Annotated in this window: 23 protein-coding genes and 1 riboswitch; of the genes, 17 read left to right on the top strand and 6 right to left on the bottom strand. The window is 63.9% G+C overall.

The annotated features are described in order from the left end of the window. Nucleotides 1-269 precede the first annotated feature (269 nt). Entirely contained in the window at nucleotides 270-1,772 is a 1,503-nt protein-coding gene (locus BM357_RS02655; protein WP_074949686.1) for a DHA2 family efflux MFS transporter permease subunit, read from the top strand. A gap of 104 nt (nucleotides 1,773-1,876) precedes the next feature. Here the strand turns inward: BM357_RS02655 and BM357_RS02650 are convergent, their stop codons facing one another. Then, a complete protein-coding gene (locus BM357_RS02650) occupies nucleotides 1,877-2,713 on the bottom strand; it encodes an AAA family ATPase (RefSeq protein ID WP_175511420.1) in 837 nt (278 codons plus the stop codon). A 1,114-nt stretch (nucleotides 2,714-3,827) separates the two neighbouring features. Beyond that, nucleotides 3,828-4,607 carry a tyrosine-protein phosphatase gene (locus tag BM357_RS02645; protein WP_074949396.1) on the bottom strand — a complete coding sequence of 260 codons (780 nt, stop codon included), beginning with the start codon at nucleotides 4,605-4,607 and terminating at the stop codon, nucleotides 3,828-3,830. A gap of 301 nt (nucleotides 4,608-4,908) precedes the next feature. On the opposite strand from BM357_RS02645, the gene BM357_RS02640 reads away from it, so the two are divergent. After that, the gene (locus tag BM357_RS02640) at nucleotides 4,909-6,417 is read left to right on the top strand and encodes an MDR family MFS transporter (RefSeq protein WP_074949394.1); all 1,509 of its coding nucleotides are present in this window, start codon (nucleotides 4,909-4,911) and stop codon (nucleotides 6,415-6,417) included. A gap of 800 nt (nucleotides 6,418-7,217) precedes the next feature. Here BM357_RS02640 and BM357_RS02635 read toward each other — a convergent pair. Further along, nucleotides 7,218-7,772, bottom strand: coding sequence for a hypothetical protein (locus BM357_RS02635; protein ID WP_074949392.1), 555 nt, complete (start codon nucleotides 7,770-7,772; stop codon nucleotides 7,218-7,220). A gap of 770 nt (nucleotides 7,773-8,542) precedes the next feature. Further along, nucleotides 8,543-8,995 (bottom strand): DUF1284 domain-containing protein, encoded by a 453-nt coding sequence (locus BM357_RS02630; RefSeq protein ID WP_074949390.1) that lies wholly within the window; start codon nucleotides 8,993-8,995, stop codon nucleotides 8,543-8,545. A gap of 213 nt (nucleotides 8,996-9,208) precedes the next feature. Between BM357_RS02630 and BM357_RS19670 the strand changes: the two genes are divergently transcribed. The 15 genes from BM357_RS19670 to BM357_RS02560 all read left to right on the top strand — a co-directional run bounded on the left by BM357_RS19670 (nucleotide 9,209) and on the right by BM357_RS02560 (nucleotide 23,846). Next, nucleotides 9,209-9,376: a hypothetical protein gene (locus BM357_RS19670; RefSeq protein WP_175511417.1), complete on the top strand. Its 168-nt coding sequence runs from the start codon at nucleotides 9,209-9,211 to the stop codon at nucleotides 9,374-9,376. A 127-nt stretch (nucleotides 9,377-9,503) separates the two neighbouring features. After that, nucleotides 9,504-9,932, top strand: a complete 429-nt coding sequence (locus BM357_RS02625) for a RidA family protein (RefSeq protein WP_175511419.1) — start codon at nucleotides 9,504-9,506, stop codon at nucleotides 9,930-9,932. A 65-nt stretch (nucleotides 9,933-9,997) separates the two neighbouring features. Further along, nucleotides 9,998-10,567 (top strand): UbiX family flavin prenyltransferase, encoded by a 570-nt coding sequence (locus tag BM357_RS02620; RefSeq protein ID WP_074949385.1) that lies wholly within the window; start codon nucleotides 9,998-10,000, stop codon nucleotides 10,565-10,567. A gap of 21 nt (nucleotides 10,568-10,588) precedes the next feature. Then, entirely contained in the window at nucleotides 10,589-10,939 is a 351-nt protein-coding gene (locus BM357_RS02615) for a VOC family protein (RefSeq protein ID WP_074949383.1), read from the top strand. After that, nucleotides 10,926-11,615 carry an RraA family protein gene (locus BM357_RS02610; protein ID WP_074949381.1) on the top strand — a complete coding sequence of 230 codons (690 nt, stop codon included), beginning with the start codon at nucleotides 10,926-10,928 and terminating at the stop codon, nucleotides 11,613-11,615. Before BM357_RS02615 ends, BM357_RS02610 begins: the two co-directional genes overlap by 14 nt. A gap of 83 nt (nucleotides 11,616-11,698) precedes the next feature. After that, nucleotides 11,699-12,448 carry an IclR family transcriptional regulator gene (locus tag BM357_RS02605; protein ID WP_074949379.1) on the top strand — a complete coding sequence of 250 codons (750 nt, stop codon included), beginning with the start codon at nucleotides 11,699-11,701 and terminating at the stop codon, nucleotides 12,446-12,448. Nucleotides 12,449-12,462: 14 nt separating this feature from the next. Continuing rightward, nucleotides 12,463-13,203, top strand: coding sequence for a cyclase family protein (locus tag BM357_RS02600; RefSeq protein ID WP_074949377.1), 741 nt, complete (start codon nucleotides 12,463-12,465; stop codon nucleotides 13,201-13,203). Further along, nucleotides 13,176-13,640 carry an SRPBCC family protein gene (locus BM357_RS02595; protein WP_083430105.1) on the top strand — a complete coding sequence of 155 codons (465 nt, stop codon included), beginning with the start codon at nucleotides 13,176-13,178 and terminating at the stop codon, nucleotides 13,638-13,640. The genes BM357_RS02600 and BM357_RS02595 overlap by 28 nt, the downstream gene beginning before the upstream one ends. After that, nucleotides 13,637-14,527, top strand: a complete 891-nt coding sequence (locus BM357_RS02590; RefSeq protein WP_074949373.1) for an FAD binding domain-containing protein — start codon at nucleotides 13,637-13,639, stop codon at nucleotides 14,525-14,527. The genes BM357_RS02595 and BM357_RS02590 overlap by 4 nt, the downstream gene beginning before the upstream one ends. Beyond that, a complete protein-coding gene (locus BM357_RS02585) occupies nucleotides 14,524-16,887 on the top strand; it encodes a xanthine dehydrogenase family protein molybdopterin-binding subunit (RefSeq protein ID WP_083430104.1) in 2,364 nt (787 codons plus the stop codon). The genes BM357_RS02590 and BM357_RS02585 overlap by 4 nt, the downstream gene beginning before the upstream one ends. A 1-nt stretch (nucleotide 16,888) precedes the next feature. Beyond that, the gene (locus tag BM357_RS02580) at nucleotides 16,889-17,413 is read left to right on the top strand and encodes a (2Fe-2S)-binding protein (protein ID WP_074949371.1); all 525 of its coding nucleotides are present in this window, start codon (nucleotides 16,889-16,891) and stop codon (nucleotides 17,411-17,413) included. 55 nt (nucleotides 17,414-17,468) lie between these two features. Next, nucleotides 17,469-18,902 carry a UbiD family decarboxylase gene (locus BM357_RS02575; protein ID WP_217647655.1) on the top strand — a complete coding sequence of 478 codons (1,434 nt, stop codon included), beginning with the start codon at nucleotides 17,469-17,471 and terminating at the stop codon, nucleotides 18,900-18,902. Nucleotides 18,903-18,997: 95 nt separating this feature from the next. After that, the gene (locus BM357_RS02570) at nucleotides 18,998-20,341 is read left to right on the top strand and encodes an MFS transporter (protein ID WP_074949367.1); all 1,344 of its coding nucleotides are present in this window, start codon (nucleotides 18,998-19,000) and stop codon (nucleotides 20,339-20,341) included. 110 nt (nucleotides 20,342-20,451) lie between these two features. Then, a complete protein-coding gene (locus BM357_RS02565; protein ID WP_074949365.1) occupies nucleotides 20,452-21,744 on the top strand; it encodes an MFS transporter in 1,293 nt (430 codons plus the stop codon). 111 nt (nucleotides 21,745-21,855) lie between these two features. Next, nucleotides 21,856-21,940, top strand: a riboswitch (cyclic di-GMP riboswitch). Nucleotides 21,941-22,091: 151 nt separating this feature from the next. Beyond that, nucleotides 22,092-23,846: a methyl-accepting chemotaxis protein gene (locus BM357_RS02560; RefSeq protein ID WP_074949363.1), complete on the top strand. Its 1,755-nt coding sequence runs from the start codon at nucleotides 22,092-22,094 to the stop codon at nucleotides 23,844-23,846. A gap of 107 nt (nucleotides 23,847-23,953) precedes the next feature. Here BM357_RS02560 and BM357_RS02555 read toward each other — a convergent pair whose 3' ends face one another. Together BM357_RS02555 and BM357_RS02550 are read right to left on the bottom strand one after the other, a co-directional pair. Next, nucleotides 23,954-24,841: a hydroxymethylglutaryl-CoA lyase gene (locus BM357_RS02555; protein WP_074949361.1), complete on the bottom strand. Its 888-nt coding sequence runs from the start codon at nucleotides 24,839-24,841 to the stop codon at nucleotides 23,954-23,956. After that, nucleotides 24,838-25,665, bottom strand: coding sequence for a GntR family transcriptional regulator (locus BM357_RS02550; RefSeq protein WP_074949360.1), 828 nt, complete (start codon nucleotides 25,663-25,665; stop codon nucleotides 24,838-24,840). Before BM357_RS02550 ends, BM357_RS02555 begins: the two co-directional genes overlap by 4 nt. Between the last annotated feature and the right edge of the window lie 35 nt (nucleotides 25,666-25,700).

Raw genomic sequence — 25,700 nt, 5'->3', positions numbered from 1 at the left:
TGATCCGACGATAGCAGAACGGACCACCGTTGTCACTGCCCGTTTTGCGAAACGATTCTACAATTGAATCCGCCGCGTCGGCCGCGTCTGCGCCGGCGTTCTGCGCGTCGACCGCCTGGTGATTCGGACACCGGAAATTCTGTATCATAAAAATACAGGGAAACGAGGAGGGAGGCCACGTCGTGAAAGAGGTGCATGAAGGTTCCTCAACGAATCGCCGGCCGAATGCGGCGGGCGGGAGGGGCGACGTACCCGTCAGGCCCATCTTCATGCTGATGATGGCGGGCGCCTTTGTTGCATTTCTCAATCAGTCGCTCATCAACGTGGCCCTGCCCCAGATCATGGAACACCTTCACGTCAGCGCCACCACGGGGGATTGGTTGGCCACCGGGTACATGCTGGTCAACGGCGTCGTTATCCCCATCACCGCGTACCTGATGGAGCGGTTCACGACGCGTCAGTTGTACCTGTCCGCCATGGGGGTGTTCTGCGTCGGCACGCTCATCTGCGCTTTCGCCCCGCAGTTCTGGGTTCTGCTCGCCGGGCGCATCATTCAGGCCGCCGGGGCAGGTGTGCTGATGCCGCTGGTGACCAACGTCATCTTCATCCTGTTTCCCGTCGAGCGGCGCGGGTGGGCGATGGGGATCTTCGGGATCGCGCTGAACTTCGCGCCCGCCATCGGCCCCACCTTGTCCGGCTGGCTGGTGGAGCACCACTCGTGGCGGGTGCTGTTTTTCGTCGTGCTGCCGATCGCGCTGTTGGACCTGCTCATCTCCTTCCTCCTTTTGCGCAATGTCACGGAGACGCGTCGTCCCCGGCTGGACACGTGGAGCGTCGTCCTGTCGACGCTCGGGTTCGGCGGTGTGCTGTACGGATTCAGCACGGCCGGGAACAGCGGCTGGGGATCGGCCGAGGTGGTGGCTGCCTTCGTCATTGGCGGGGTGAGTCTGCTGTGGTTCGTATTTCGGCAGTGGGGCGCGGAGCGGCCGCTGCTGGAGGTGCGGATCTTCCGGTATCCGATGTTCACCCTGACGACGGTGATCCTCGTCGTCGTGACGATGGCGCTGTTCGCCGGCATGCTGTTGATGCCCATCTACATGCAGGACGTGCGCGGATTCTCGCCGCTGCTCTCGGGCCTGATGCTGCTGCCCGGCGGCGTGGTGATGGGCATCATGTCGCCTGTCACGGGTCGCCTGTTCGATCGCATCGGCGCCCGCTGGCTCGCGGTATCCGGCCTCGCCATCACGACGTTGACCAACTACGCGCTGACCCGGCTGGAGCTGGACACCAGCTTCCTCCATGTCACCGTGATCTACACCCTCCGCGCCGTCGGCATGTCCATCCTGCTGATGCCGGTGATGACGGCGGGCCTGAACCAATTGCCGAAGCGGTACTATCCGCACGGCACGGCCATGTCCAACACCTTGCGAATGGTCTCCGGCGCGGTGGGGATGGCGCTGTTGGTCAGCATCATGGCCAGCCGCACCCAGGTGCACTTCCAGGTGCTCTCGATGAGGCAGCAGGCCGCCGTGCTGAACGGACACGGGGCCGCCGCGTCTGACGTGCTCGACCGGATGATGCGGCAGGCGACGGTGATGGGGATCGACGACGCGTTCTGGATCGCGACCGGATTGCTGTTCGTCGCATTCCTCCTGTCGTTTTTCATCCAGCGCACGCGCCCAATGCCGGACATCCTGTCGCCTTCGAAGGGGCAGCAGGGCCGGAAGAGCCGGATTCGCAGCCGGGTCGCCCTGGGCGCCCGGGATGCGTGACGGGCCGCGGTGGCGCGCGGTGAAGATGGGAGCGAGCGGCTCCGGGAGCGAGCGGATCGCGGAGCCAGCGGATCACGGTGGCTGTGGATCCCGGCAGTGATGGTTCAGGGCGCCTGCGGATCGAACAGTGGCTTGAGAAAAGCGTCGCGGTGGTTGAGAAAGTCCCGCAGGATTCGCACGTGCTCCAGATCGTCGTACGCGGCCGGGCTCGGCGGGACGGTGTCGAAGTTGAGGATGCACGCCCCTGGGTAGGCCATGAGGATGGGGGAGTGCGTGGCGATGATGAATTGGGCGCCGGACGTCACCGCGTCGTGGAACATCCGGAGGAGCGACAGTTGTTTCAGCGGCGACAGGGGGGTCTCCGGCTCGTCGAGCAAGTACAGGCCGCCCGGTTGGAGGCGGGCGTGGAAGAGGTCCAGGAAGCTCTCGCCGTGCGATCTCGTGTCCAGCCCTTCTCCGTACTTCTCCCGCATCGCCGCCAGCGATCCCTCCATCGGCATCTTCCCGAGGGACACCGCGAGTCCCCGTCCGGCGTACCGCCGTTCCATCTCGGCCGCGTCCTGCGCCAGATCGCGGCGCAGGGACTGCATCCGCCGCACGTAACCCAAAAAGTCCTCCGCCCTCAGGAAGAACCCCCGTCGCGTGCGTTTGCTCCAGATCAACCGCATCGCGCCCGCCAGTCTGCGCGCCGGTTGAAGGTCGGGATCCACCCCGACGCTCTCCGCCCCGACGCTCTCCGCCCCGACGGTGATGGATCCCGCGGCCGCCGCGATGGCTTCCAGGATGGTCGACTTCCCGCTGCCATTTTCGCCGACGAACAGGGTCACGGGTGCGCTGAAGGTCAGCGTGCCCAGGTGGCGAACCACAGGCAGGGAGAAGGGGTACGCCCGGGAGGCAGGCAATTCGGATTTGAGCTCCACAGACCGGAGCAGGATGGTCATGGCGGCGCCCCTCCTCAAGAGGAATGGTGGACATGGACGGGTGCGATGGTGTGGGGCCATGGACTGGCGCCATGGTACGATGGCCGGTGCGGCAGGCGTGCGGCGACGTGTGTTTCAGGTACGCGGCGGCGATTTAAAACGTGTTCGGTGTTATCGAGCGGGGGTGTCGGCGGAATAGACACCGTTTTTATGTAATCCAGACCCTCGTCGCACCAATAAGGCGGTCAATCGACTTTATCAGCAGTGGGGATGCCCCTCGTTTACCGCTTTAGATACAAAACAGTTGCTATGAACCCCCAGGCCTGCGCAGATAAATACAAATATGACGTTGTATGCAGACGATTCCGGTCGGTTTAGCACAATTCATTCATTAACCACTTGGACGGTGGTGCCAGCAGGCCCCCATTTCACCCATTTGCAACCCATTTGCAACCCATTCATACCCCATTTATCCCCCATTGACAACCCATTTTTCGTTCGAATGTCCCGGATTCCTCGCCACGGTGTAGGGCTCTTGCTGAAATACCTCTTTTGTAACGACACTTCCCCGTTAGGGGTACTCCTGGAGGAAACGCCTACGAATCTTTCGCAATCGACACCTTTCGACAGCGGAATTGTCATATCATAGGAGAAGAAGAACAGAGAGCGATGAATCCATCAAAAACGCTGTGGTGCAGGGAAAGGGGAACACACGATGGCGACGAAAGTGTTCTATTTCTTTTGCCAGTCGTGCGGGGGAGATACAGCGAGTTACGAGCACACCGCGGTGTGCCCCTATTGTCGCGCAGGCCGAAAGGACTTCCAACTTGTGGGTGCCGCGAGCGATCCCGGTGAGCGGGCCGAACTGCAGTCCCGCTTAGCCGAGTTGCGCGCGCAGTGGAGCCACCATAACAGCGGGCAGCCGGTGGGAGAAGGCCGCCCCAGGAAGCGTTGGGGAAGGCGTTGATGTCCGACCGGTGAGGGACACCGGCTTCACCGGCTCCATGGATGACACCGGCTCCATCGGTCGCATCGGCCCCATCGGCGGCACTGCCTCCATGGGGAACACCGGCTCGGCCGGGGGCACTGGTTCAACTGGCTCGACCGTCGGCATCGGACGGCATCTTGGCCGGCACTAGCCGAAGACGCGACGCCACAGGCTGCGCTTCGGGCGAGCGGGCACTAGCTCCCGGACGGGTTCGTCCGCCCAGATGGCGTTCGCGTTCATGATCAAGACTTCCGCCACCGCATCTCCGGCATGCGCCGAGATGGCCTCGTAGGCCGGCAGGAGGCCCGGTGGCCGGACCGCGGGATCGTGCGCGTCCGAAGCGATGACCGCCACGCGGCCTTCCTCGAGCATTCGCCACGCCAATCGCTGCCCCGGGTGGCCGTCGTGAGGGCCGGCTTCGAAACACTGAGCCGTCACCTGGAACAGAAGGCCGCAAGCCGCCAACTCATCCAGCCGTTCGGGATGCTTCTGCAGCTCCAGGTTGCGCTCCGGGTGGGCCATGATGGGCTGGTACCCGCGCACCACCAATTCGTGCACCAACTCCAGGGCTCGGGTGGAGACGTGATCGCTCCGGAATTCACACAGGACATAATGCGAGTCCCCCAGTGCCGGCACTTCGCCCATCCGCAAGAGGTCCGCCAGCGACGCGGTCATGCGCAGCTCCGCGCCAAGTGCCAGTTCGGGGCCGTCATGCCGGGTCAGACCCTCTGTGAGGCGGTGGTAGGCCGCCCGGAGGCCGTCCAGGTTGCTGTCGAAATGGGGGCTGAGCAGGTGCGACGTGCAGAACACCCGATCCGTCCCGCTTGCGTGAAACGCCGCCAACAGGTTCTGCGCCGCCTCCAGGTCATTCGGGCCGTCGTCGATCCCCGGGAGCACATGGGTGTGAATGTCCGTGATGAGGGCCATCTCGTTCACCTTTCCGTCCAAGTCTGCCGCGATTGATCCCGAGGCTGATCCTACCATATCTATCGCCTGCCTGCGGCGAAATTCCTTTAATCACATGGCTTCCACATGGTTTCCCGGTTTCGAGCCATGAGGCATCCTCTCCTCCTCGGCGGACTGCCGCCGACAAGGGACTGAGGCCCGCGATGCGCTTCCGCCCTCCGTCTGCTATCATGGGGCTGTCAGCCTGCGTCCTGTCGACCGACCTCCCTGATGTCGTCACAGGGCGCAGCGCGGCGGTCAACCTGTCCGGGAGTGGATTGCCATGCACAATCAGACCAACCGAGTGGCCGTTACCGTCGCCATGATGGTCGCCACCTTGCTCACCGCCCTCGATGTCACCGTCGTCGGCACCGCGATGCCCCGCATCGTCGCCGATCTCGGCGGGCTCAACCTCATCAGCTGGGTGTTCGCCGTGTACACCCTGACCACGTCGGTGACGACGCCCATCTATGGGAAGTTGGCCGACCTGTTCGGCCGGCGGATCGTCTTCACCGTCGGCGTGATCCTGTTCCTGGCCGGCTCCGCCCTGTCCGGCCTCGCGCAGTCCATGACCCAGCTCATCTGGTTCCGCGCGTTCCAGGGGGTGGGCGCCGGCGCCGTGATGCCCGTGACCTTCACCATTATCGGCGATCTGTTCCCCGGCGAACAGCGCGCCAAGATGCAGGGCTTGTTCAGTTCCATCTGGGGGATCGCCGGCCTCATCGGCCCGTTGGTCGGGGGCTTCTTCGTCGATCAGGTCTCTTGGCGCTGGATCTTCTACATCAATGTTCCGGTCGGCATCGTGTCGATCGCGCTGGTGTGGCTGTTCCTGCACGAGACGTTCCATCGCCAGAAGCAACCGCGCATCGACTACGCCGGTGCCGTGCTGTTCACCATCGGCATGTCCGCCCTCCTGTATGCGCTGCTGAACGGCGGCACCATGTACGCCTGGACGTCCGTGACGTTGATGGTCCTGTTTGCGATCGCGCTGGTCTGCCTGGCGGCCTTCCTCTTCGTGGAGGTCCGGGCGCCCGAGCCCATGCTGCCCCTCAAGCTCTTCGGCATGCGCGTCATCGCGGTGTCAAATCTCATTGGATTTTTCACCGCCTGCGTCCTCATCGGCATCAGCGCGTATCTGCCCATGTGGATCCAGGGGATCCTCGGGTTCAGCGCCACCAACTCGGGCATCACGCTGCTGCCCATGTCGTTGGCGTGGCCGGTGGGATCGACCGTCGCCGGGCGGGTGATGTACAAGATCGGATCGAAGACCACCGCCGTCGCCGGCACCGTCTCCATCCTGTGCGGGACGCTGGTCCTGGTCACCGCAGGCGTGTCGACGCCGGCCTGGGTGTTCACCTGCGTGATGATCCTCGTCGGCCTCGGCATGGGGCTCGTGACCACGCCGACGACGGTGCTCATCCAGTCGGCGGTGGGGTGGAACCTGCGCGGCGCTGCCACGGCCTCGAACACGTTCATGCGATCCCTCGGCCAGACTGTGGGCGTCGCCATCTTCGGCACGTACTTCAACCACGCGCTCGCTGCCTACGCGTCCGCGCACATTCCGCCCGCTTACCGGGCCCAGGCGACCAATGTCAACGGGCTGCTCAACGCGGACGCCCTGGCGCACCTGCCGGCGCAGGTGGTGCAGATGATGCACGCGTTTCTCGAGAGTGGTCTGCACGCGGTGTTCACCCTGGTCGTCGCGGCGGCCGTCATCTCCCTGGCGGCCACGCTGCTGATGCCCTCTCACCGCGCGGTGATGGCCCAGCAACGCCAGGTCACGGAACACTGAAGGCGTCTGCGGGCGTCTGAAGGCGTCCGTCGCCGAGACGCGGTGCCCAACCTGCCGGCGCGCGCTGTGCGGACGGCAGGATCGGAACGAGTGGAGGCCTGACGCGACCCGCGCTGGTCCGCACCGGCCTCCTCGCGCTTTACCGGTTCGTGATGTCGGCAACAGCTTGTCGATGATGTCGGCATCCTCCAGCCACGCCTCCACCCCCGCCGGATGCTGGATCAAGGCGTTCTCTATCTCCATCGTGCCGATGCGGTGTCCGGAGACAGTGATGACATCCTCCATCTAGCCCAGCACCCAGAAGTGCCCGTCCGCGCCGCCTACCGCGCTGCCCCTGTTGAAGTCGACCCCCGGCATCGGCGAGAAGTAGCTGTTCCCTTATCGATCCCGGTCCTCGTACCTCCGGTCTCTGTCTGGTCCCAGGTGTTGTCGATTACCGCGCGGTCGTCGCAGACCACCCGGTGCAGCGAGTGCCACGCCTTCTGGTCGAGCGGTTCCCCGACGGATGCCATCCGTTGAGAAGAATGTGCAGAATCATCTGTAGCATTCGAGGTGACACAACGCTCGCGTGTGCAGCCGCAGCGCAGCCGCGGCGCGATGACGCAGGTTCAGTGCAAGGTCGCAGGTGTTGTACTAGCGCAGGGGCGTGGTGGTCATGCAGGGTCGGTGATACGGCACCTGCGCGTCGGCGGCATGGTCCCCAGTGGCGTTCGGGTCCACGGCGGGATCGCCACTGTGCGTCGTTCTGAAGGCACGGCGGGATCACATGGTTCCTTCAGGGAGGAGATGGGCTGATGGCGTCACGGATTCGTGGCTACGTCCAGACCCAAATCGAGCCGCTCTTCGATGGCAGCGATTTTCTGCCCGTGCCGGTCGATGCGACGCTCGCAGATGGACAGGCGGCCTTCCACAGCATGGTAATCCTTTTGGTAGGGCTGCAGAATGCGATGGATCTCGTTCACCTCCTGCAGGAGTGGCGCCAACTTGTTTTCGACTTGTTGCAGGATGTCCCTGGAAAACCGTGCGAGCATGTCTCGGATCTCCAAGCGGAACTCGTCGAAGCGGGCGTCCATCTTCTCGTCGAGGCGCCGCTCCATGTCAGCGAAGCGAGCGTCCATCTTCTCGTCGAGGCACCGCTCCATGTCAGCGAAGCGAGCGTCCATCTTCTCGTCGAGGCGCCGCTCCAAGTCGTCGAAGCGGGCGTCCATCTTCTCGTCGAAGCGCCGTTCCATGTCGGCGAAACGTGCGTCGATTTTCTCGTCGAGGCGCCGTTCCATCTCGGCAAACTGCAGGCTCATCCCCTGCATCAGCCGCTGTTCCATACCGATGAGAAAATCACGTAACTCGGCATCCATCGTCCGTACTCCCCCCCTTTCTGTCCGGAATGGCGCACGCGGGCCTCCTTGTCGGATGGATCCTTTGTGACACTCTTACTCTACCATCCGTGCGGTTTCCTCGCCATCATGTGCAGGAGATCACGTGAGCTTCCTGAATCAGGGTCGGATCGAGGCATGGTTCCCGTTCCCCGTCCGGCCGTTCCTGCGGGATTGCCCGGAGCTTGGCGCTGAATCCGGCGATTGACCTCTGCGTGGTCGGCGAAGGGGATTGAGGCTCGCTTCGTTCGTGCAGATCTTGTGCCGATTGCTGGTGGAGCCGGAGAGAATGCGGTGAATCCGACCGAATCGGTCGAGGCGGTGGCCGGTGAAGGCCGGCGTGGGAGGGCCGGGGCGGCGATGGGTCGAGGTGAAGTTGTGGATGAATCGGATTGGGCGGTCCGGGCAGAGGCGTTAGCAACCGATCTGCATCTATGCGGGAGGTTTTCAAGGAAGATGAAAACCGTTTGATACTCAAAGTCTTGTGTCGCGGGGGCGATAGCAACAGATTTGTATTTAGGCGAGGGTGGCAGCTGCCGATCCACCAGAAAGCGGACGAGGTAGAAACTGATCTGATTTTATCCCGGGTCTCCACTCCTGCGATAATGACGCATTTGCACCAAACCGATGCGCATACCTAACATTAGGATCCATTTGGCTGCTAAGCCTGTGTACCGTCACCGCCGCACTCATGAAGTCGCCTCCACGTCCGTGGCGATCCCCGCCCCACCCCCGTCCCGTCCTGCCCGGGCTCATTCTCCGGTCAGCCCATCACCCACTCCACCGCTCGCCTGCACTGGATACAGTCCCTCGCCCCGGCGCAGCCGGCGAACACCGTCCTCACACACCCCATAGCCGAGCCATGGGCAGGTGCTGCACAGACGAGGAATATCCCCCGGGATGAAGGTCGCTGCCAACCGCTCTTCGAGCGTGCGCCACGGGAGTCGATCCCCCGGCTTCAACCCCATCCTCTCCAACACCGCGGCGTCTCGCTCGTGTACGGTCCGCTCGTCGCAGTGGCAGGGCTGATCCTCGGGGAAGTGCCGGCACAGATCGTCCGGTCCCGCCACCAACTCCACCTGGGTCTGTGGCTGCATGCGCAGGGTCGTGTGAAGCCGCGTCATGTTCTCCGTGTATTCCGCGGAGTAGCCCATTCCCCGGTAGCCGAGCAGACACAACAGGTGATGACCGCGCAACTGAAACAAGTCTGCCGTCCCCCTCTCCCGTATCACCGTCAATATATCAGGTTGCCGCCTGTCATCCCACTCCTCGTTCGCGAGACATTTGCGATATGTTAATTAATATAACAAAAAATCATTGATTCACCCAGTATCTCTGGATTACAATAAAAATGTGTTATGTTTTATTACAAATGCGCGATCCCGGCTTTGCAACAGTGCAATACGGAGGGAAGCCGCATGGAGCAGCCCCATGTGTTCGAGCGCGTCACCTTGCTGCGGGACGACCTCGTCCGGTGGCCAGCCGTCCTGAGGGAACTGAAATCCATGGTGGAGACATCGAAAATTCGCATCGTGGATATCAGGCGGGAGGACGATCGCCTGACGATTGTTTACCGGAAGTTGTGAAATGAGGGGCGCTCTGCGCTGAATCTCCGCTTCCCACTGCCTCTGTGTCCACTCGTCACCTTGCCATTTGACGCACATCTGTGCGTCATTTTTATCTCTCTATTGCTTCTTCCGGGAAGGATTTGATATGATTCGTGTAACTGAGTTACATCAAAAGCCCTCGAGGGTGAAAGAGGGATCCCGTTTGAAGGAATCCATACGCACTACTCAAGCACCCCAGCCCTTCGGACCCTATTCGCAGGCGGTCAAGGCAGGGAATCGCATTTACGTGTCTGGGCAGCGACCCGTAGATGTGAACACGGGGGAGATGCCTGCGGATATTGTGGGACAGGCGCGACAGGTGCTGAAGAACGTCCAGGCCATTCTGCAGGCAGCCGGCGCCACCCTGGACGACGTCGTGAAGGTCAACGTCTACCTGGCGGACCTGAAGGATTTTGCCGCCTTCAATTCGGTGTACGCGGAGTTCTTTCGCGAGCCCTATCCAGCGCGCACGACCATTGGGGCTGCGCTGCGCGGCATTCTGGTGGAGGTCGATGTCATTGCGGAATTGACCTGAGGTCGTACCGAACGGCGCATGGGGGCCGATCTGGCCACGCACTTCATCCGGACTGGAGCGATTGTATGCGCTTAATCGTCGGAATGACCGGTGCCACCGGCGCCATTCTGGGGATTCGCACACTCGAGGTCCTGCGCGAGTTGGGCATCGAGACCCATCTGATCCTCAGCAAATGGGCGGAGGCGACGATTCACCTGGAGACCGACTGGTCCCTGGCGGACGTGAAGCGGTTGGCTTCCCGTGTGTACGCATCGACCGACCAGGCGGCCGCGGTGTCGAGCGGATCGTTTCCGGTGGACGGCATGGTCGTTGTGCCGTGCAGCATGAAGACGCTTGCGAGTATTCGCATCGGGTTTGCGGACAATCTGATCACGCGGGCGGCCGATGTCACCTTGAAGGAGCGGCGCCGGCTCGTGCTGGTCCCGCGGGAGACGCCGCTCAGTGCCATCCATCTCGAGAACATGCTCCGGCTGGCGGAGTTGGGGGTGTCCATCGTGCCTCCGATGCCGGCGTTCTACACCCGGCCGGCGACTGTCGATGACTTGGTCAATCACACCGTCGCGCGGGTTCTGGACCAATTTGGCATCCAGACGGAGCTGACCAAACGGTGGAAACTGGACGAGGCGCCGGAGTGATGGTGCGGAGGAGGGATTGAGATGTGGGTGTCCATCCCGGTCCCGGACGAGGAGATGGACTGGATCCAACGCCTGAACGGGCCGTGGCGGCTGTCAAAGGATGGCCTGTACCGACAGTCACAGGTGGAGTTGGCGTTGGTGACCGACTCGTCCTGGCGGCGGTGGGGATTGCCTCAACCGGAGGCGCCCATTCTCACGCTCGGCGCGGTGGGTCCGCGGGCGTTGGAGGCTGTGTTGCAGCGGGGGGCGCAGGTCGTTCAACCGATTCAGCGTCAGCCCTGGGGAGCGGAGGTTGGGTTTGTGCGATTTCCCTCCGGACTGTTGGTGGAAATCTCGAGCGCGACAGGAGGGAACGGTCATGGCGCCAAGTGAGGGAGGTTCCCGGGCGAAAATCGGCACGCGTGAACCCCGTGAGGTCGGGGTGATGCCGGAGGTCGATTTGGCCATCGTCGATGGATGGCAGCGAATTCCCGGTCTGTCATCCAGCATCTCTGACATTCTCGACGAGTTGGGATACGCGACGGCCGTCGCGGCGACCCACTTGCCCGGCCGGCTGCCGGGGCGGTGTGTGGTGGGCCGGGCGGTGACCGTACGCTATCTGCCGGAACGGCGGTCGAGAGAGCATGCGGAGGACGGGTTGATCCACAAGTCCGCGATGGCGATCGCGGCCCGGGGCGACGTGCTGGTGGTGGAAGGCGACGGGGTTGGATTGTGGTCCGTATTCGGCGGCTTGGCGGCGCACCGCGCGGTCGAGTGCGGGATCGCCGGGGTGATCGTGGACGGTGCCGTGCGCGACCTGGACCAGATCTCCGCGCTTCAACTGCCGGTGTGGTCGCGCGGGGTGACATCCGTCACGGGCCGCGGCCGGTTGGAAGGGGTCGGCATCAACGTGCCGGTTCGCGTGGCGGGTGTCCAAGTGCGGCCGGGCGACGTCGTGGTGGCGGATGACAGCGGTGTCTGCTTCGTGCCGCCAGAGGTCTTGGCCGAGGTCGGTCGGCGCCTGCGCGACCTGACCGACGAAGAGGCGAAGATCCTGCAATCCAGGTGACCCCTGCAGAGACGCGCCTGGGGCGCCCCCGCAGTGGACGGGGACAGCCCATATTGAGCCTACATGTGGATGGAGATGGTCGTGTGCTGGCGGTGACTCGCACGATGCAGTTGCTGGAGGCGCTGGTCGGTGCTCCCGATGGCATGGGCGTGATGGAGTTGGCGACCGCGTTGGACATCCATAAGGCGGATGTCTCGCGGATCCTCTCCACGCTCGAAGAAGCGGGATATGTGCTGCGCAACCTGGACACCGGACGGTACTCGGTGTCGTTCAAGTTCGTCGCCATGGCGCTCCGCTACAAAGATCACACCCAGCTGGAAGACATCGTTCACCCGGTACTGGTGGAGCTCGTCCAGGAAATCGGCGAGAGCGTGCAGTTTGCCATCGAACAGAACCGGCAATTGATCTACGTCGACAAGGTGGAAGGCATCAAACCCCTACGGGTCGCATCGATGTTGGGGCAAATGGCCCCGCTGCACGCGACGGCGGCCGGGAAAGTGTGGCTGGCGAGCTTGCCGGACGAGAAAGTCGCGGCGCTGATGCAGGAGCGCGGCATGCGGGCCATCACGGAGCACACCATCACCACCCTGGACGGGTTACTCAGGGAATTGGCGGTGGTCAGGCAGCAAGGATACGCGGTCTCCCGGGAGGAGGTCAACCGCACCGTGTTCGGCCTGGCCGCCCCGGTGCGCGACCGGCGCGGCCAGGTGCGGGCTGCCGTCGTGGCGACCATTCCGATGTATGAAGCCACGGAGGAACGCATCGAAGTGGTGAAGTCCGGAGTCCTGCGGGCGGCGTCGAAGTTGTCCGAGCGGCTGGCCCTAATCTGGTGAAGGAGGCATACCGGATGCGCATCATCGATCTGTCGCAGGAGATTTTCAGTGGTTCTCCCGTGTACCGGGGGCATCAACCGACGGTCGTGCATCGTTTGAAGTCGGTGGAGAGGCTGCCCGACGGGAAGTGGACGTTCGCCATCAACGGACTGTTCCTGTCGGACCACTGCGCGACCCATACGGATTCTTTTCAACATATGGATCCCAATCCGGAGGCGAAGGCGATTCACGAACTGCCGCTCGACATGTTCCAAGGTTTGGCGGTCTGCCTGGACGTCAGCCAGGCAGAACCGGGAGAGTTCATTACCGCCGACATGTTGGAGGAGGCGGCCCGGCGGGCCGGGGTGGACTTTTCGGGGCCCCGTTCCCCGAAAGTGGTTCTGCTGTACACCGGGCACTACGTCCGCACCTTCCCCAAGCCAGCGTATGGCAACAAGCATCCGGGATTGGACAGGAAAGCCACCGAATGGTTGGCGGACCGCGGTGTGATCAACATCGGGATCGACTGCGCCAGCGTGGACGTGGAACCACACAAGGGGGACGAGTGGAAGCCCGCCCACTCGGTCTGCCGCGAGCGCGGGATTCTCAACACCGAGAATCTCGGAGACTTGCGCGAAGTGGCCGGGCGGCAGTTCTGGTACATGGGGCTGCCGCTGAAGATCGTCGGCGGGACCGCCGGGCCGATTCGGGCCGTCGCGATTCTACTGGATGAGGAGGACCTGGAGACATGCAAGTATCTAGCGAATTTGAAGTGAAATGCCCGCAGGAGCAGGTGTTCGCGTTCGTCAGTACGCCGGAGCGGCTGGCGAAATGCATCCCCGGTTGCAGCCAGCTGACCGACCTGGGGGAAGGAAACTACGGTGCCACCCTGGAGGTCGAAGTGGCTTTCCTGAAATTGAAGTTTGACGTGACGGTGCGCTTGACGGAGGTGAACGCGCCGTCCTCCCTGAAGGCCGTGGTGGACGGGAAACCGAAGGCCCTGGCCGGGAAGCTCTCCGGGACGGTTGACCTGACGGTCCGTGCGGTGGACGAGCAGACCACCCGGATTCACTACGTGCTGGACCAGACCATCACGGGGAAGTTGGGGGGAATCGGCCAGTCCGTCTTCCGGGCGAAGTGTGAGGAGATGGGGAGCCTGTTCGCCGAAAATCTGAAGGCGGCGCTGACGCACCCGCAGGAGGCACTCTCATGAACGCATTTGATCTGATTCAGCCGGATACGTTGGAAGAAGCGCTGTCTTTGCTGAATACGGACGATCCGCTGGTCCGCCCGCTCGCGGGTGGCACGGCGTTGATGCTGATGATGAAATCGAAGCTGTACGCGCCGGAGCGGCTGGTGAGCCTGCAGCGTTTGAAACCGTCCTTGGACAAGGTGAAGGTGGACGAAGCGGGGCGTCTGCACCTCGGACCGCTCGCCACGCTGCGTGAACTGGAGCTCTCCCCGGTGGTGGCGCAGTTCAGCCCGGTCATTCCGAAGGCCTTGCGCACCCTCTCAAACGTGCGCGTCCGGAACGTGGCGACGTTGGGCGGCCACTTGGCCCACGGCGATCCGCACATGGACCTGCCCCCCATCCTGCTGGCGCTCGACGCCCAGGTGCGGGTATCCAGCGAGGCCGGGCACCGGGACATCCCGCTCTCGGAGTTTCTCACGGGGTACTACAGCACGGCGCTGGCGCCGGGCGAGCTGATCACCGAGGTGGTCGTGCCTCCGCTTCCGCAGGGTACGCGCGGGACGTACGTCAAGTTCACGGCATTGTCGGCGGACGATTGGCCGATGGCGGGCGTGGCAGCGTTTGTGCGGCTGGAGGACGGGCAGATTTCCGACGCGCGCGTGGCGGTGAGCGCGGCGACAGAGCGGCCGGTGCGTCTTCACGAGGTGGAATCGTTCCTGCGGGGACAACGTCCGACGGACGAGGTGCTCCACCACGCGGGCGAACTGGCGGGAACACAGATTCATCCGTTGGCCGACATCCGCGGGTCGTCCGGCTACAAGCGGGAAATTGTCAAGGTGTGCGTCCGTCGTTCGCTGCAACAGATTGCCCAGACGGATCACAACGGGGATGGAGGGGTGACGCAATGAGCAAGGTGATGGAACCGGGCGTCCAGAGCGCGGCGCCGAGCGGCCAGGTCGGGCGGCCGGTCAAGCGCCTGGAGAGCGCCGCAAAAGTCACCGGCCGCGCGGAATACATTCACAATTTGGAATTGCCTGGAATGTTGCGCGCCAAGGTCGTGCGGAGCACGGTGGCGCATGCGCGGATCCGCGGGATCGACACGTCGGCAGCCAAGGCATTGCCCGGCGTGTACGACGTCATCACGGCCGAGGACATCCTGAAGGTCATCCCGGACCCTTATTACGGACCGGCGTTTCATGATCAGCCGATTCTCGCCATCGACAAGGTGCGTCATGTGGGCGAGCCCGTCGCGGTCGTGCTCGCGACCGACGTGCACGTGGCCGACCAGGCGACCGACTTGGTGGAAGTCGAGTACGAGGAGCTCGAACCGGTGTTCCACGAGGTGGAGGCGTACAAGTCGCAGACCGCCATCGTGCACGACGTGATTCGTCCCGCCGGGACGTTCGCCGACTTGAAGTCCTTGCAACCGCGCAACAAGACGAATGTGGCGATGGAATACCACCTGCGCAACGGGGACGTGGACGCGGCGTTCGCGAAAGCGGATTACGTGTTTGAACACACGTTCCGCAGCCAGCAGGTCAACCATCTGCCGCTGGAGCCGACCGTCACCGTGGCCCAGCTCACCGACACGGGGAACCTGCTGATCCACACCTCGTCCCAGAGCCCGTCGTTCGTGCGGATTGAAGTGGCCCGGTTGCTCGGGTGGCCGGAGAACAAGGTGCGCGTGCGCACGGCGTACCTCGGCGGCGGTTTCGGCGCCAAACTGTACATCAAGCTGGAGGCGCTCGTCGCCGCGTTGGCGCTGATCACGCAGCGTCCGGTGCGGCTCAGCCTGACCATGGAGGAGCAGTTCTACACCATCACCCGCCACGCAGCCACGGTCACCATCCGGACGGGCGTCACGAAGGACGGGCGCATTGTCGCGCGCGACTGCAAGACCTGGTGGAATGGCGGTGCGTACGCGGACATTGGCCCGCGCGTCACCCAGAAGTCCGGCTTCACCGCCGCCGGTCCGTACGACATTGAGGCCGTGAGCCTCGACTCGTACGCGGTGTACACCAACCTGCCCCCGGCAGGGGCCCTGCGCGGGTTCGGCATTCCGCAATTGGTCTGGGCGTACGAGAGCCAGGCGGACATCATCGCGCGTGAACTCGGGATGGATCCGCTGGAATTCCGACGCAAGAACATCTTGCGAAACGGCCGGCCGCACGCCACCGGCACCATCCTGGAGGACGCGGGTACCGTCGAGGTGCTCGAAGAGCTGGCGCGCAAGATGAACTGGGATCAGCCGTTTGACCGTGGATCGGGCACCATCCGGCGCGGGCGCGGCATCGCCATCGGCGTGAAGGCGGCGGTATCGCCGACCACCTCCGTGGCGTTCGTCAACCTGTACAGCGACGGCAGCTGCGGGGTGTACTGCGGCACGGTGGACATGGGCCAGGGGTCGGACACCGCCATGGCCCAGATTGCGGCGGACGTCCTGGGGCTGCGCGCGGAAGATGTGCGCATCATCCACCCGGATACCGAAGTGACCCCGTACGACATGGCGACCCTCGGCTCGCGCTCCACCTTCCACATGGGCAATGCGGTGCGCCTGGCGGCGGAAGACGCGAAGCAGAAGATCGTCGCGATGTGTGCGGAGCAGACCGGCTTTGACCCGGCGGCGTTGGTGGTGCGGGACGGCGGTGTGGCGACGCCGGACGGCTCGTTCTTCACCTTCGGCGCCATCCTGGCCAAGCGGCACGGGATGCAGGCGGGGAATGTGCTCGGGGTCGGTTCCTACTTCCCCTACTACGAAAAGCCGAATCCGGAGACAGGGATGTCCGAACACATCACGCCGTACTGGATGGTCGGCGGCACGGGTGTCGAGGTGGAAGTGGACATGGAAACCGGCAAGGTGCACATCACTCGCCTGGTGACGGTCGGGGACTGCGGCAAGGCCATCAATCCAGGCATCGTCCGGCGGCAGCTGTCGGGAGCTTCCTTCATGCAGATGGGCTTCACGCTGTTTGAGGAGATGGTTTTCGACGAGGGGCAGGTGGTGAACGCCAGCATGGCGGACTACAAGATTCCGGGATTCTGGGATCTGCCCGATATCAACGAGGTCAGCATCGTTGAAGTACCGCACCGGAACGGGCCGTTCGGGGCCAAAGGCATCGGTGAGACCGGATCGCTCGGGCTCTCCCCGGCGGTGGCCAACGCCATCTATGACGCCATCGGAGTTCGCATCTATGAGACCCCGCTCACGCCGGAAAAGGTCTTGAAGGCGCTGCGGGAGAAGCAAGGACAAGGATGGGAGGATGCGTGACATGGCGGAATACAGGACGATTCGTTTCCGGTTGAACGGGCGGCCCGTCGAATTGGCGGTGCAACCGCACGAAAACCTGGTGGAGGCGCTGCGGCGCGGGTTCCAGATGTACAGCGTGCGGGAGAGCTGCGGTCAGGGGTTGTGCGGCTGCTGCACGGTATACGTCAATGGCAAGGCGGTGTCCGGATGCCTGTATCTCGCGGCGCTGGTCGATGGTTGTGACGTGCAGACTGCCGAAGGACTGGGCACGTTGCAACAACTCTCGCCGGTGCAAGAGGCGTTCATTGAATGTGAGGGCTTCCAGTGCGGGTTCTGCACGCCAGGCATGATCATGATGGCGACGCAACTGCTGCAGGAGAACCCGAACCCGACGGACGAGGAGATCAAGCACTACATGTCCGGCAACCTGTGCCGGTGCGCCGCCTATCCGGAGATCATCGCCGCGGTGCACCGCGCGGCAGAGAAATTGAGGGCGTCGAAAGAGACGGATGCCAAAGCGGACCAGGCGGCGACTGTCGCTGGATGAGCGGCCCTGGCATCAGGGCGGAAAGGAGCGAGTGGACATGGCAGGAGGCAATCCGTTGGACCTCCGGGCGTGGCTCGCGAAGATGGAGGAGAGCGGAAACCTGCAGGGGATCCGCGGGGCCCATTGGCGGTTTGAACTGGGCGCCATCAGCGAATTGAACGTTAAGCGGGAGGGGCATTCCGCCCTCCTGTTTGACGAAATTCCCGACTATCCCGCGGGCTACCGGGTGCTCACCTGCACCACCAGCAGCCCGTACCGGCTGGCCTCCATCCTGCGCGGGCCGCTGACGAACGACCACCACGAGCTGGTGCGCTGGTTGCGTGGCAAACCGAAAGCGTGGGAGTCTCAGGCCAAGGCGTTCGATCCGGTGGCCGTGGAAACCGGCCCCGTCTTCGAGCACGTGGACGCGGGAGACGCCGTCGACGTGCTGAAGTTCCCGGCGCCCTTGTGGCACGAGGCGGACGGCGGACGGTACATCGGCACCGGCTGCGCGGTGGTGACCAAGGATTACGACTCCGACTGGATCAACGTGGGCACCTACCGGGTGATGGTGCACGACGCGAACCATGTCGGATTGGACATGGTCTCCGGCAAGCACGGCCACATCCAGTACCAAAAGTACATGGCGGCCGGCAAGCCGTTCCCGGTCTGCATTGTGATTGGTGCCGATCCGCTGTGTTACCTCATCTCGGGCATCGAGGTGCCGTACGGCATCTGTGAATTCAACTACATCGGTGCGGTGCTCGGCGAACCGGTTCAGGTGGTGCGCGGCGAGTTGACCGGGCTGCCTTTCCCGGCCGCTGCCGAGATTGTGCTGGAGGGGTGGATTCATCCCGGCGACACCCGGCTGGAGGGACCGTTCGGCGAGTTCCACGGGTATTACCAGGCGGGTGCAAAACCTGCACCGGTGGTGACGGTGGAGCGTGTGTACCACCGGCGCAATCCCATCATCGTCGGCAGCCCCCCGGCAAAGCCGCCCAACGACTACTCGTACTCGAAAGCGGTGATGCGGTCGGCGCTGCTGCTGGATGCGCTCGAGGCGGCCGGGGTCCCCGGGGTCACCTCGGTTTGGGCGCACGAGATCGGCGGCGCACGAATGCTGACCGTCGCCAGCATTCAGCAGCGCTACGCCGGACACGCCCGCCAGTGCGGACACATCCTCAGCCAGTGCGGCGTCGGGGCCTACATGGGGCGCTACACCATCGTCGTGGACGACGACATCGACCCGTCCAATTTGTCTGAGGTGATGTGGGCCGTCGCGACCCGGTCCGATCCGGAGCGAGACATCGATATCATCCGCAACGCCATGGGCTCGAAGAACGACCCGATGTCCGTGGCGTACACCTCGAAGGCGATGTACAGTTCGCGGGCCATCATCGACGCGTGCCGGCCATTCGACCACCTGCAGGATTTCCCGCCGGTCGCGGAGGCGAGCCCGGAACTCCGGGAGGAGGTGAGGCGCCGGTGGAGCAGCATCCTGCCGCTGTGAGCGGCGGGATGCCCACCGAACTGGAGGCGACGGGATCCCTTCGATGATGTCGGGCGAAACCGTTCCTTTTGAATTCAGAATTGGAGGAATGTGTCATGCACGCGGTCAATGCTGAAATGGCCGTCGAATCTGGACCATGGTACCGGTCCATCCGTCCGAAGCAGTGGTACGCGCTGCTGGCGTCCAACCTCGGGTGGCTGTTCGACGGATACGAGACGTACGCCATGATTCTGACCGTCGCCGTGGCGCTCAAACAGCTCTTGCCCGCGGCGCAGGTGAAGATGGTCCCGTTCTACGCGGGCCTGACCATCGGCTTGACGCTGCTGGGATGGGGCATCGGCGGAATCGTCGGCGGCATTTTGGCGGATTATCTGGGTCGCAAAAAAGTGATGATGCTCTCGATCCTGGCGTACGCCCTGATGACAGGCGTCAGCGCGGTGGCTTGGTCCTGGACGTCATTCATCGTGCTGAGATTTCTGGTCGGGGTGTGCATCGGCTCGGAGTGGGGAACGGGCACCTCCATGGTCGCCGAGGTCTTCCCCAGACACACGCGTGCGAAGGCCGCAGGCATCATGCAGTGCGGTCTGGGCATTGGCTTTTTCATCGCGTCCTTGGTGTGGTTCTTCCTCGGGAGCACGGGACCGAACGCGTGGCGTGTCATGTACGTGCTGGGGGTGCTGCCGGCGCTGTTGGTGCTGTGGCTGCGGCGCAGTGTGGATGAGTCGCAGCGCTGGGAGCAGGCCAATGCCCTGCGCCGCCAGGTGCGCCACCGGCTGCGGCAGGGGGAGCGGCTGGCGGACCACGAAGAGAAATACGCCACGTTCACCCTGAAAGCGCTTTTTCTGGAGCCCTCTGTCAGACGCCAGACGTTGCTCGGTCTGCTGATGTCGCTGACCACGACGGTCGGTTGGTGGGCCATCTCCTCGTGGGTTCCCGCCTATCTGGCGTCGGTGGCCGGCCGCGAGGGGCTGTCCGCCACGCACTGGTCCAGTCTGGCGGGCATGGTGTACAACGTGGGCGCCATCGTGGGGTACATCCTGCTCGGGTTTCTTGCGGACGCGTGGGGCCGCAAGCCGACCGCGCTGCTGTATTTCGGCATGTCGCTCGTCCTGACGCCGGTCTTGTTCCTGTGGGTCCATGATCTGAACTGGCTGTTGTTCCTGACGGCGGTCAACGGTCTGTTCACTTTGGGTCAGTACTCGTGGATGCCGGTGTGGCTGCCCGAGTTCTTCCCGACGGCGTTCCGTGCCACCGGCGTGTCCCTCGTGTTCAACGCCGCCCGGTTCGTGGCGTTTCTCGGTCCGCTGTGCGCCGGGTACCTCATCAGCGTGTTGGGCGGATACAGCATGGCCGCCACGTGGATTGGGCTCATCTACATTCTCGGGTTCGTGTGCACCCTGTTCTGCAGGGAAACGAAGGGACAGCCGCTTCCAGACTGACGATGGGCTTCCGGAGGTTTCAGCCGCAGGACGGATGAAAGTCATCCGGGGGTTGCGGCCACCGACCGGCGAATTCATGATCCGAAAACAGATATGAAAGGAAGGAATGTATGGGAGAGCGAAGGGCGTCCGGATGGTCTTGGTATCAGTGGGCCATCGTGCTCATGTTGCTGGCCGCACTGGTGATCTCCGCCATTGACCGAGTCAACATCTCCATCGTTGGCTCCTACTGGGTGAAGCATCACCTGATGACCCCGGGACAGCTGGGACTCCTGCAATCCGTCTTCAGTTGGTGCTTAACCCTGTCCCTGTTGGTTGCAGGCCCCCTGATTGATCGCCTGCATCCGCGCCGCGTGCTGCCGTTGGGCCTCACCTTGTGGACTGTGGCGACCTGGTTGTCCGCGGTGACGCTCAAGATTCCGGTGCTGGCCGTGTTCCGCGGGTTGCTCGGGTTCGGCGAGGCGACCCTGTTGCCGTCCGCGCCGAAACTGGTGGTGGAAAACATCCCGTCGCGGGACCGGAGCAAAGCCATCAGCATCTATTTCACCGGGAACAAGCTGGGACCGACCATCGGCCTCCCGCTGTCGGCCGCCATATTGACGGCACTCGGCTGGCGCGAGGTCTTCTATCTCACCGGTGCGATGAGCGTGGTGTGGGTGGTCGTCTGGTTGTTGATCTACCGGCGGGATCGCGGGATTGCGCAGGAGCCTGCGGCCGCGGGTGAGGTGCGCATTCCCTGGCGCAAACTGTTCCAGTATCGGAATACCTGGGCGATGATCATCGGCCAGTTCGGCTACCTGTACGTGCTTTACGTGTTTCTGACCTGGCTGCCCGGCATCCTGGTGCTGCAGGAACATCTGAGCATCGGGCAGAGCGGGTCGCTCAGCGCCCTGCCGTTCGTGGTCTCCATCGTCACCACCCTGCTCGGCGGCTGGTTGGCGGACGCCTGGGTGAACCGCGGTGGCGACAAGACGATGGTGCGCAAGACCGTCATCGGAGGCGGCCTGTTGCTGAGCACCGTATTCGTGCTGATTGCGGCGTACAGCACGTCTCCGGCGATGACCGTCGTGTTTCTCGTCCTCACCATGGCCGCCATGGGACTGGTCACCGGCAGCGTGAATTCCCTGCCGATGGATCTGGCTCCGCCGCGGGTGGTCTCCTCGGTGAGTTCGCTGCAGAACTTTGGCGGCAACTTGGGTGCTTCGTTTGCGCCGTTGATCACGGGGGTGCTCTACGAGGCCTTCCACAGTTTCAGGATCCCCCTCATCCTGACCGGACTGGTGGCGCTGCTCGGCGCGGCCGCGTACGTGTTCATCCTCGGAAAGGTGGAACGCACCTACGCTGAAGAGGATGCGTTGTCGCCTGCCGCGGGCAAGGCGGAGGTTGGAACCGCGCAACCGTGAACCGGGTTGCAGATGCCGGGACAATTTGACTACTATAAATGTAACCGAGTTACAGATTCCTTGGGACAGGCGGTCCGTTTCGTCATTCCGAAACTGCATATGAATTCTGGCGTGTGCTCAGGGCAAACCAGTGGAAACGCTGGGACGCAAAGCCACGGGTCTACGGACGTCCGTCTATGACCGCCGGGTTGCCACATGCAGCACCATCATGGTTTCTGCGTGTCGATGTCTCTGCGTTCGAAAGAGGCTGCCCTGCGTCATGGCCGGGCCGCCTTTTTTTGTTGACCTGCAGCCATGGGGCGGACGGAGCGCCTGGAACGGGATATCTCATCGAGCAGGAGGAAGACATGGGCACAGTTCTTCGGGATTGGTTTTCGTCGTTGCGTTTCAGGTTGTTGGTCCTGTCGCTGGCATTGCTGGTGATTCCGACTTTGGTCCTCGGCTTGGTCAGTTACACCGTGACCCGAAATCAGTTGGAGGCCGCGGGCAAGGAACAGTTGCGGCAGACGGTCCAGCACGTGTTGGCCCTCATCGACGAGGTGAACGGCCAGGTGAAGGCGGGCCAGATGACGCTTGAGGCCGCCCAGGAAAAGGTCAAGCAGGAGGTGCTCGGGCCGAAGGATTCGAAGGGCCACCGGCCCATCAATCCACGGTTTGCCATCGGCAAGAACGGCTACGTGATCGCCATCAACGATCACGCGCTGAGCCTCATGAATCCCACCGTGGAAGGAAAGGACAACTGGAATCAGAAGACCGCGGACGGGGTGTACTCGGGCCGGGAGATGGTCAAGCTGGCCCAGAACGGCGGCGGTTATCTCACGTACATGTGGCCGCTTCCCAACTCCGAGGTGCAGGCGAAGAAAATTGTGTACGTCCAGAAGGATCCGGTGTGGGGCTGGAACGTGGCGGCAGGCACGTACCTGTCCGACTTCGAAGCTCCGGCGAACGCGGTGTTGACGTCGCTCCTGTGGGTCATCGTCGCCGAAGTGATCCTCGGGTCCCTGGTGAGCCTGTGGGTCGCCCACCGCATCTCAAAACCGGTGTCCCGCTTGACCGCCCAGGTGGAACGGGTCGCGGCCGGGGACCTGACGGTCGAGCCGGAGATCTCGTCGGGACGGGATGAGATTTCCCGCCTGCAGCGCGGGTTCGCGAACATGATGGACGCCCTGCGGACGCTGATCCGAAGCGTCGGGGAAGCGGCCGAACAGTTGGCGGCCTCCGCGGAGGAGCTCTCCGCCAGCGCGGAGGAGAACATGCGTGCCACCGAGCAGGTCACACAGACCGCTCAGGAGGTGGCCGCTGGTGCGGACCGGCAGGTGGCGGCGGTGCACGGCGGCCATCAGACGGTCAATCAGGTGGCGTCGGCGATGGATCAGATTGCGGGGAGCGCGGAAGAGGCCAGCCGATCCGCCGCCACGGCCGCCCAGGCGTCGGCGGACGGAACCGCATGCCTGGAATTGGTGCAGCAGCGGATGTCCGGGATTCAGGAGAAGATGGACCAGTTGGCGGCGGTCGTCCTCGGCTTAGAGCAGCGGTCTGAGGAGATTGGCAAGATTGTGGAGGTCATCACCGACATCGCTGAACAGACGAATCTGCTGGCGCTCAACGCGGCCATCGAGGCGGCGCGCGCCGGAGAGCACGGCCGCAGTTTCGCGGTGGTGGCAGACGAGGTGCGCAAGCTGGCGGATCACGCCGGGCAGTCGGCGCAGCAAATCCAGGACCTGATTGCCCGGATTCAGGACGAGAGCCAGGCGGCGGTGGCATCCATGCGGGAGAGCACCGAGGAGGTGGCGTCGGGGCTGCAGGCGACCGAGGACGCGGGTGCGTCGTTCCATGCCATCGCCGGGGCGGTTTCGACGGTCTCCCAGCAGATCCAGCAGGTGTCGGAGTCGGCACAGCGCTTGGCGGATCACGCCGCGGAGCTGCGTGACGTGATGGGCAAGGTCTCCGAGGTCACGGAGCAGACTAACGCCGGCATGCAGACCGTTTCCGCCGCCACCGAGGAGCAGTTGGCCTCCATGGAGGAAATCGCGGCCTCGGCACAATCGTTGACGCAGATGGCGGAGCAGCTTCAGTCTCTGCTGTCCCGCTTCCGCGTCTGATCCCCGGGGATCGCCGGGGCGGGCACGGCCGCAAACGAATGCCGGCACCCCAGCGGGTGCCGGCGCGGCGGGCGGATGTCACCGCCCCGGACGAACCGTCTTCGCTGTCACACCCCCACCTTCATCATCATGCCATCGAGGCGCCGCTCCACCTGCGCCTCCACCCACCGTGCCGTTTCCACCAACCGGGACAGGTCGACGCCCGTGGGCTCGCCCATCTGGTCAAACAGGTTGACCATGTCCTCCGTGCAGACGTTGCCGACCGCCTTCGGCGCGAACGGGCAGCCGCCGAGGCCGCCGACGGACGCATCGAAGCGGCGCACGCCCGCCAGGTACCCGGCGTACACGTTCGCCAGGCCGAGGCCGCGGGTGTTGTGGAAGTGCAGCCCCAAGGGGACCTGGTCGTCGGGGCCGAAGCGGGATCGAAAGGCTTCGACGAAGGCCTGCACCTGGCGGGGATGGGCGACCCCGACCGTGTCGCACAGGACCATGCCGCGGCAGCCCGCCTCCAGCAGCACGTCGGCGGCGGAGAGCACGCGATGCAGCGGCACCTCGCCCTCGAAGGGGCATCCGAATGCCGTCGCCAGGTACCCCACCACCGGTGTTCCCGCGGCCACCGCGTCCCGGGCCACAGCCGCGAGCTCTTCCAAGCCCTGCTCCACCGTGCGCCGGGCGTTGCGCAGGTTGAAGGTGTCGCTCGTGGCGAGGGCGATGTGGATCACATCGATCCCGCTGCGAAGCGCCCGCTCGAGCCCGGATCGGCTGAGCACCAGACCGGCGTAGGTCACGCCTTCCCGGCGCGGGACCGCGGCCATGACGTCTTCGGCGCCCGCCATCTGCGGCACCACCTTCGGGTTGACGAAGGACACCGCCTCGATGTACCGGAGCCCGGCGTCGACCAGGCGCTGGATCATCTCCACCTTCCCGGCGACCGTCAGATGCTTGCGCTCATTCTGCAGCCCGTCGCGCGGGCCCACCTCCGTGATGTGAATCATTCGGTTTCCCCTCCCCTGTGGATGGATGTACCGGCCGCCCCAGGTTCCGCCGCCCTGGCGGGTCCGGCGTCCTCTTGCTCCGAGGCGCGAGCGGCCGGAATGTGCGCCAGGACGTGATCACGGCCCTGGTAGATGTGCTGTGCCATGGCCGCGCGGGCCCAGTCGGCGTCCTGACGCTCAATCGCCTTCAGGATGGCGGCGTGCGTCTCCAGGGACCGTTGCACCTCGCGCTCGTCGTACCAGTAGAACGATTGGAACACCAGCGGCAACGCTACCACCTTCTCGAGCAGAAAACCGACGTGCGGGTTGGCAGCCGCGCGGACCACGTGATTGTGGAACACGCCGTTCCAGTGCACCACGTCCTCGAGACCCTCCCGGTGCCGGGGCCGGTAACGGACGACGGCCGCCTCGAAGGCGGCGTGGGCCTCATGCAGTGCGGCGATGTCTGCCTGCGTCCGGTGATGCGCCGCGCGTCCCGCGGCGTGGGCCTCGAGGAGGGCGCGGAGATCGTAGATCTGCTCCACGTCCTCGCGCGTGTAGGCCCGCACCATCACCCCTCGCTTGAGGGGGGTGACGAGCCCCTCCGTCTCCAGCCGCCGGATGGCCTCTCGAATGGGGGTGCGGCTGAGGTTCAGCGCTCCGGCGAGAAACTCCTCGGTCAGGCGCTGGCCGGGCTCGTAATCGCCCTGGATGATGGCCTTGCGGATGAACTCGTAGGCGTCCAGTCCGTCCCCCTCCTTGCCGGATTGTATACAAACACTCTCAAGAGATTCGGGAGCGAGCCTCCAAGATCCGCATCGAACCGCGGAAATTCCGCTTATCATCGGCTTTGGAGTCGCGCGGGTTCACAAACCCTATT

It is taken from the genome of Paenalicyclobacillus macrosporangiidus (assembly GCF_900116805.1).
GTDB lineage: Bacteria > Bacillota > Bacilli > Alicyclobacillales > Alicyclobacillaceae > Alicyclobacillus_H > Alicyclobacillus_H macrosporangiidus.
Note: the sequence above shows the minus strand (reverse complement) of the source record. Positions and strands in the feature narration are given on the sequence as shown.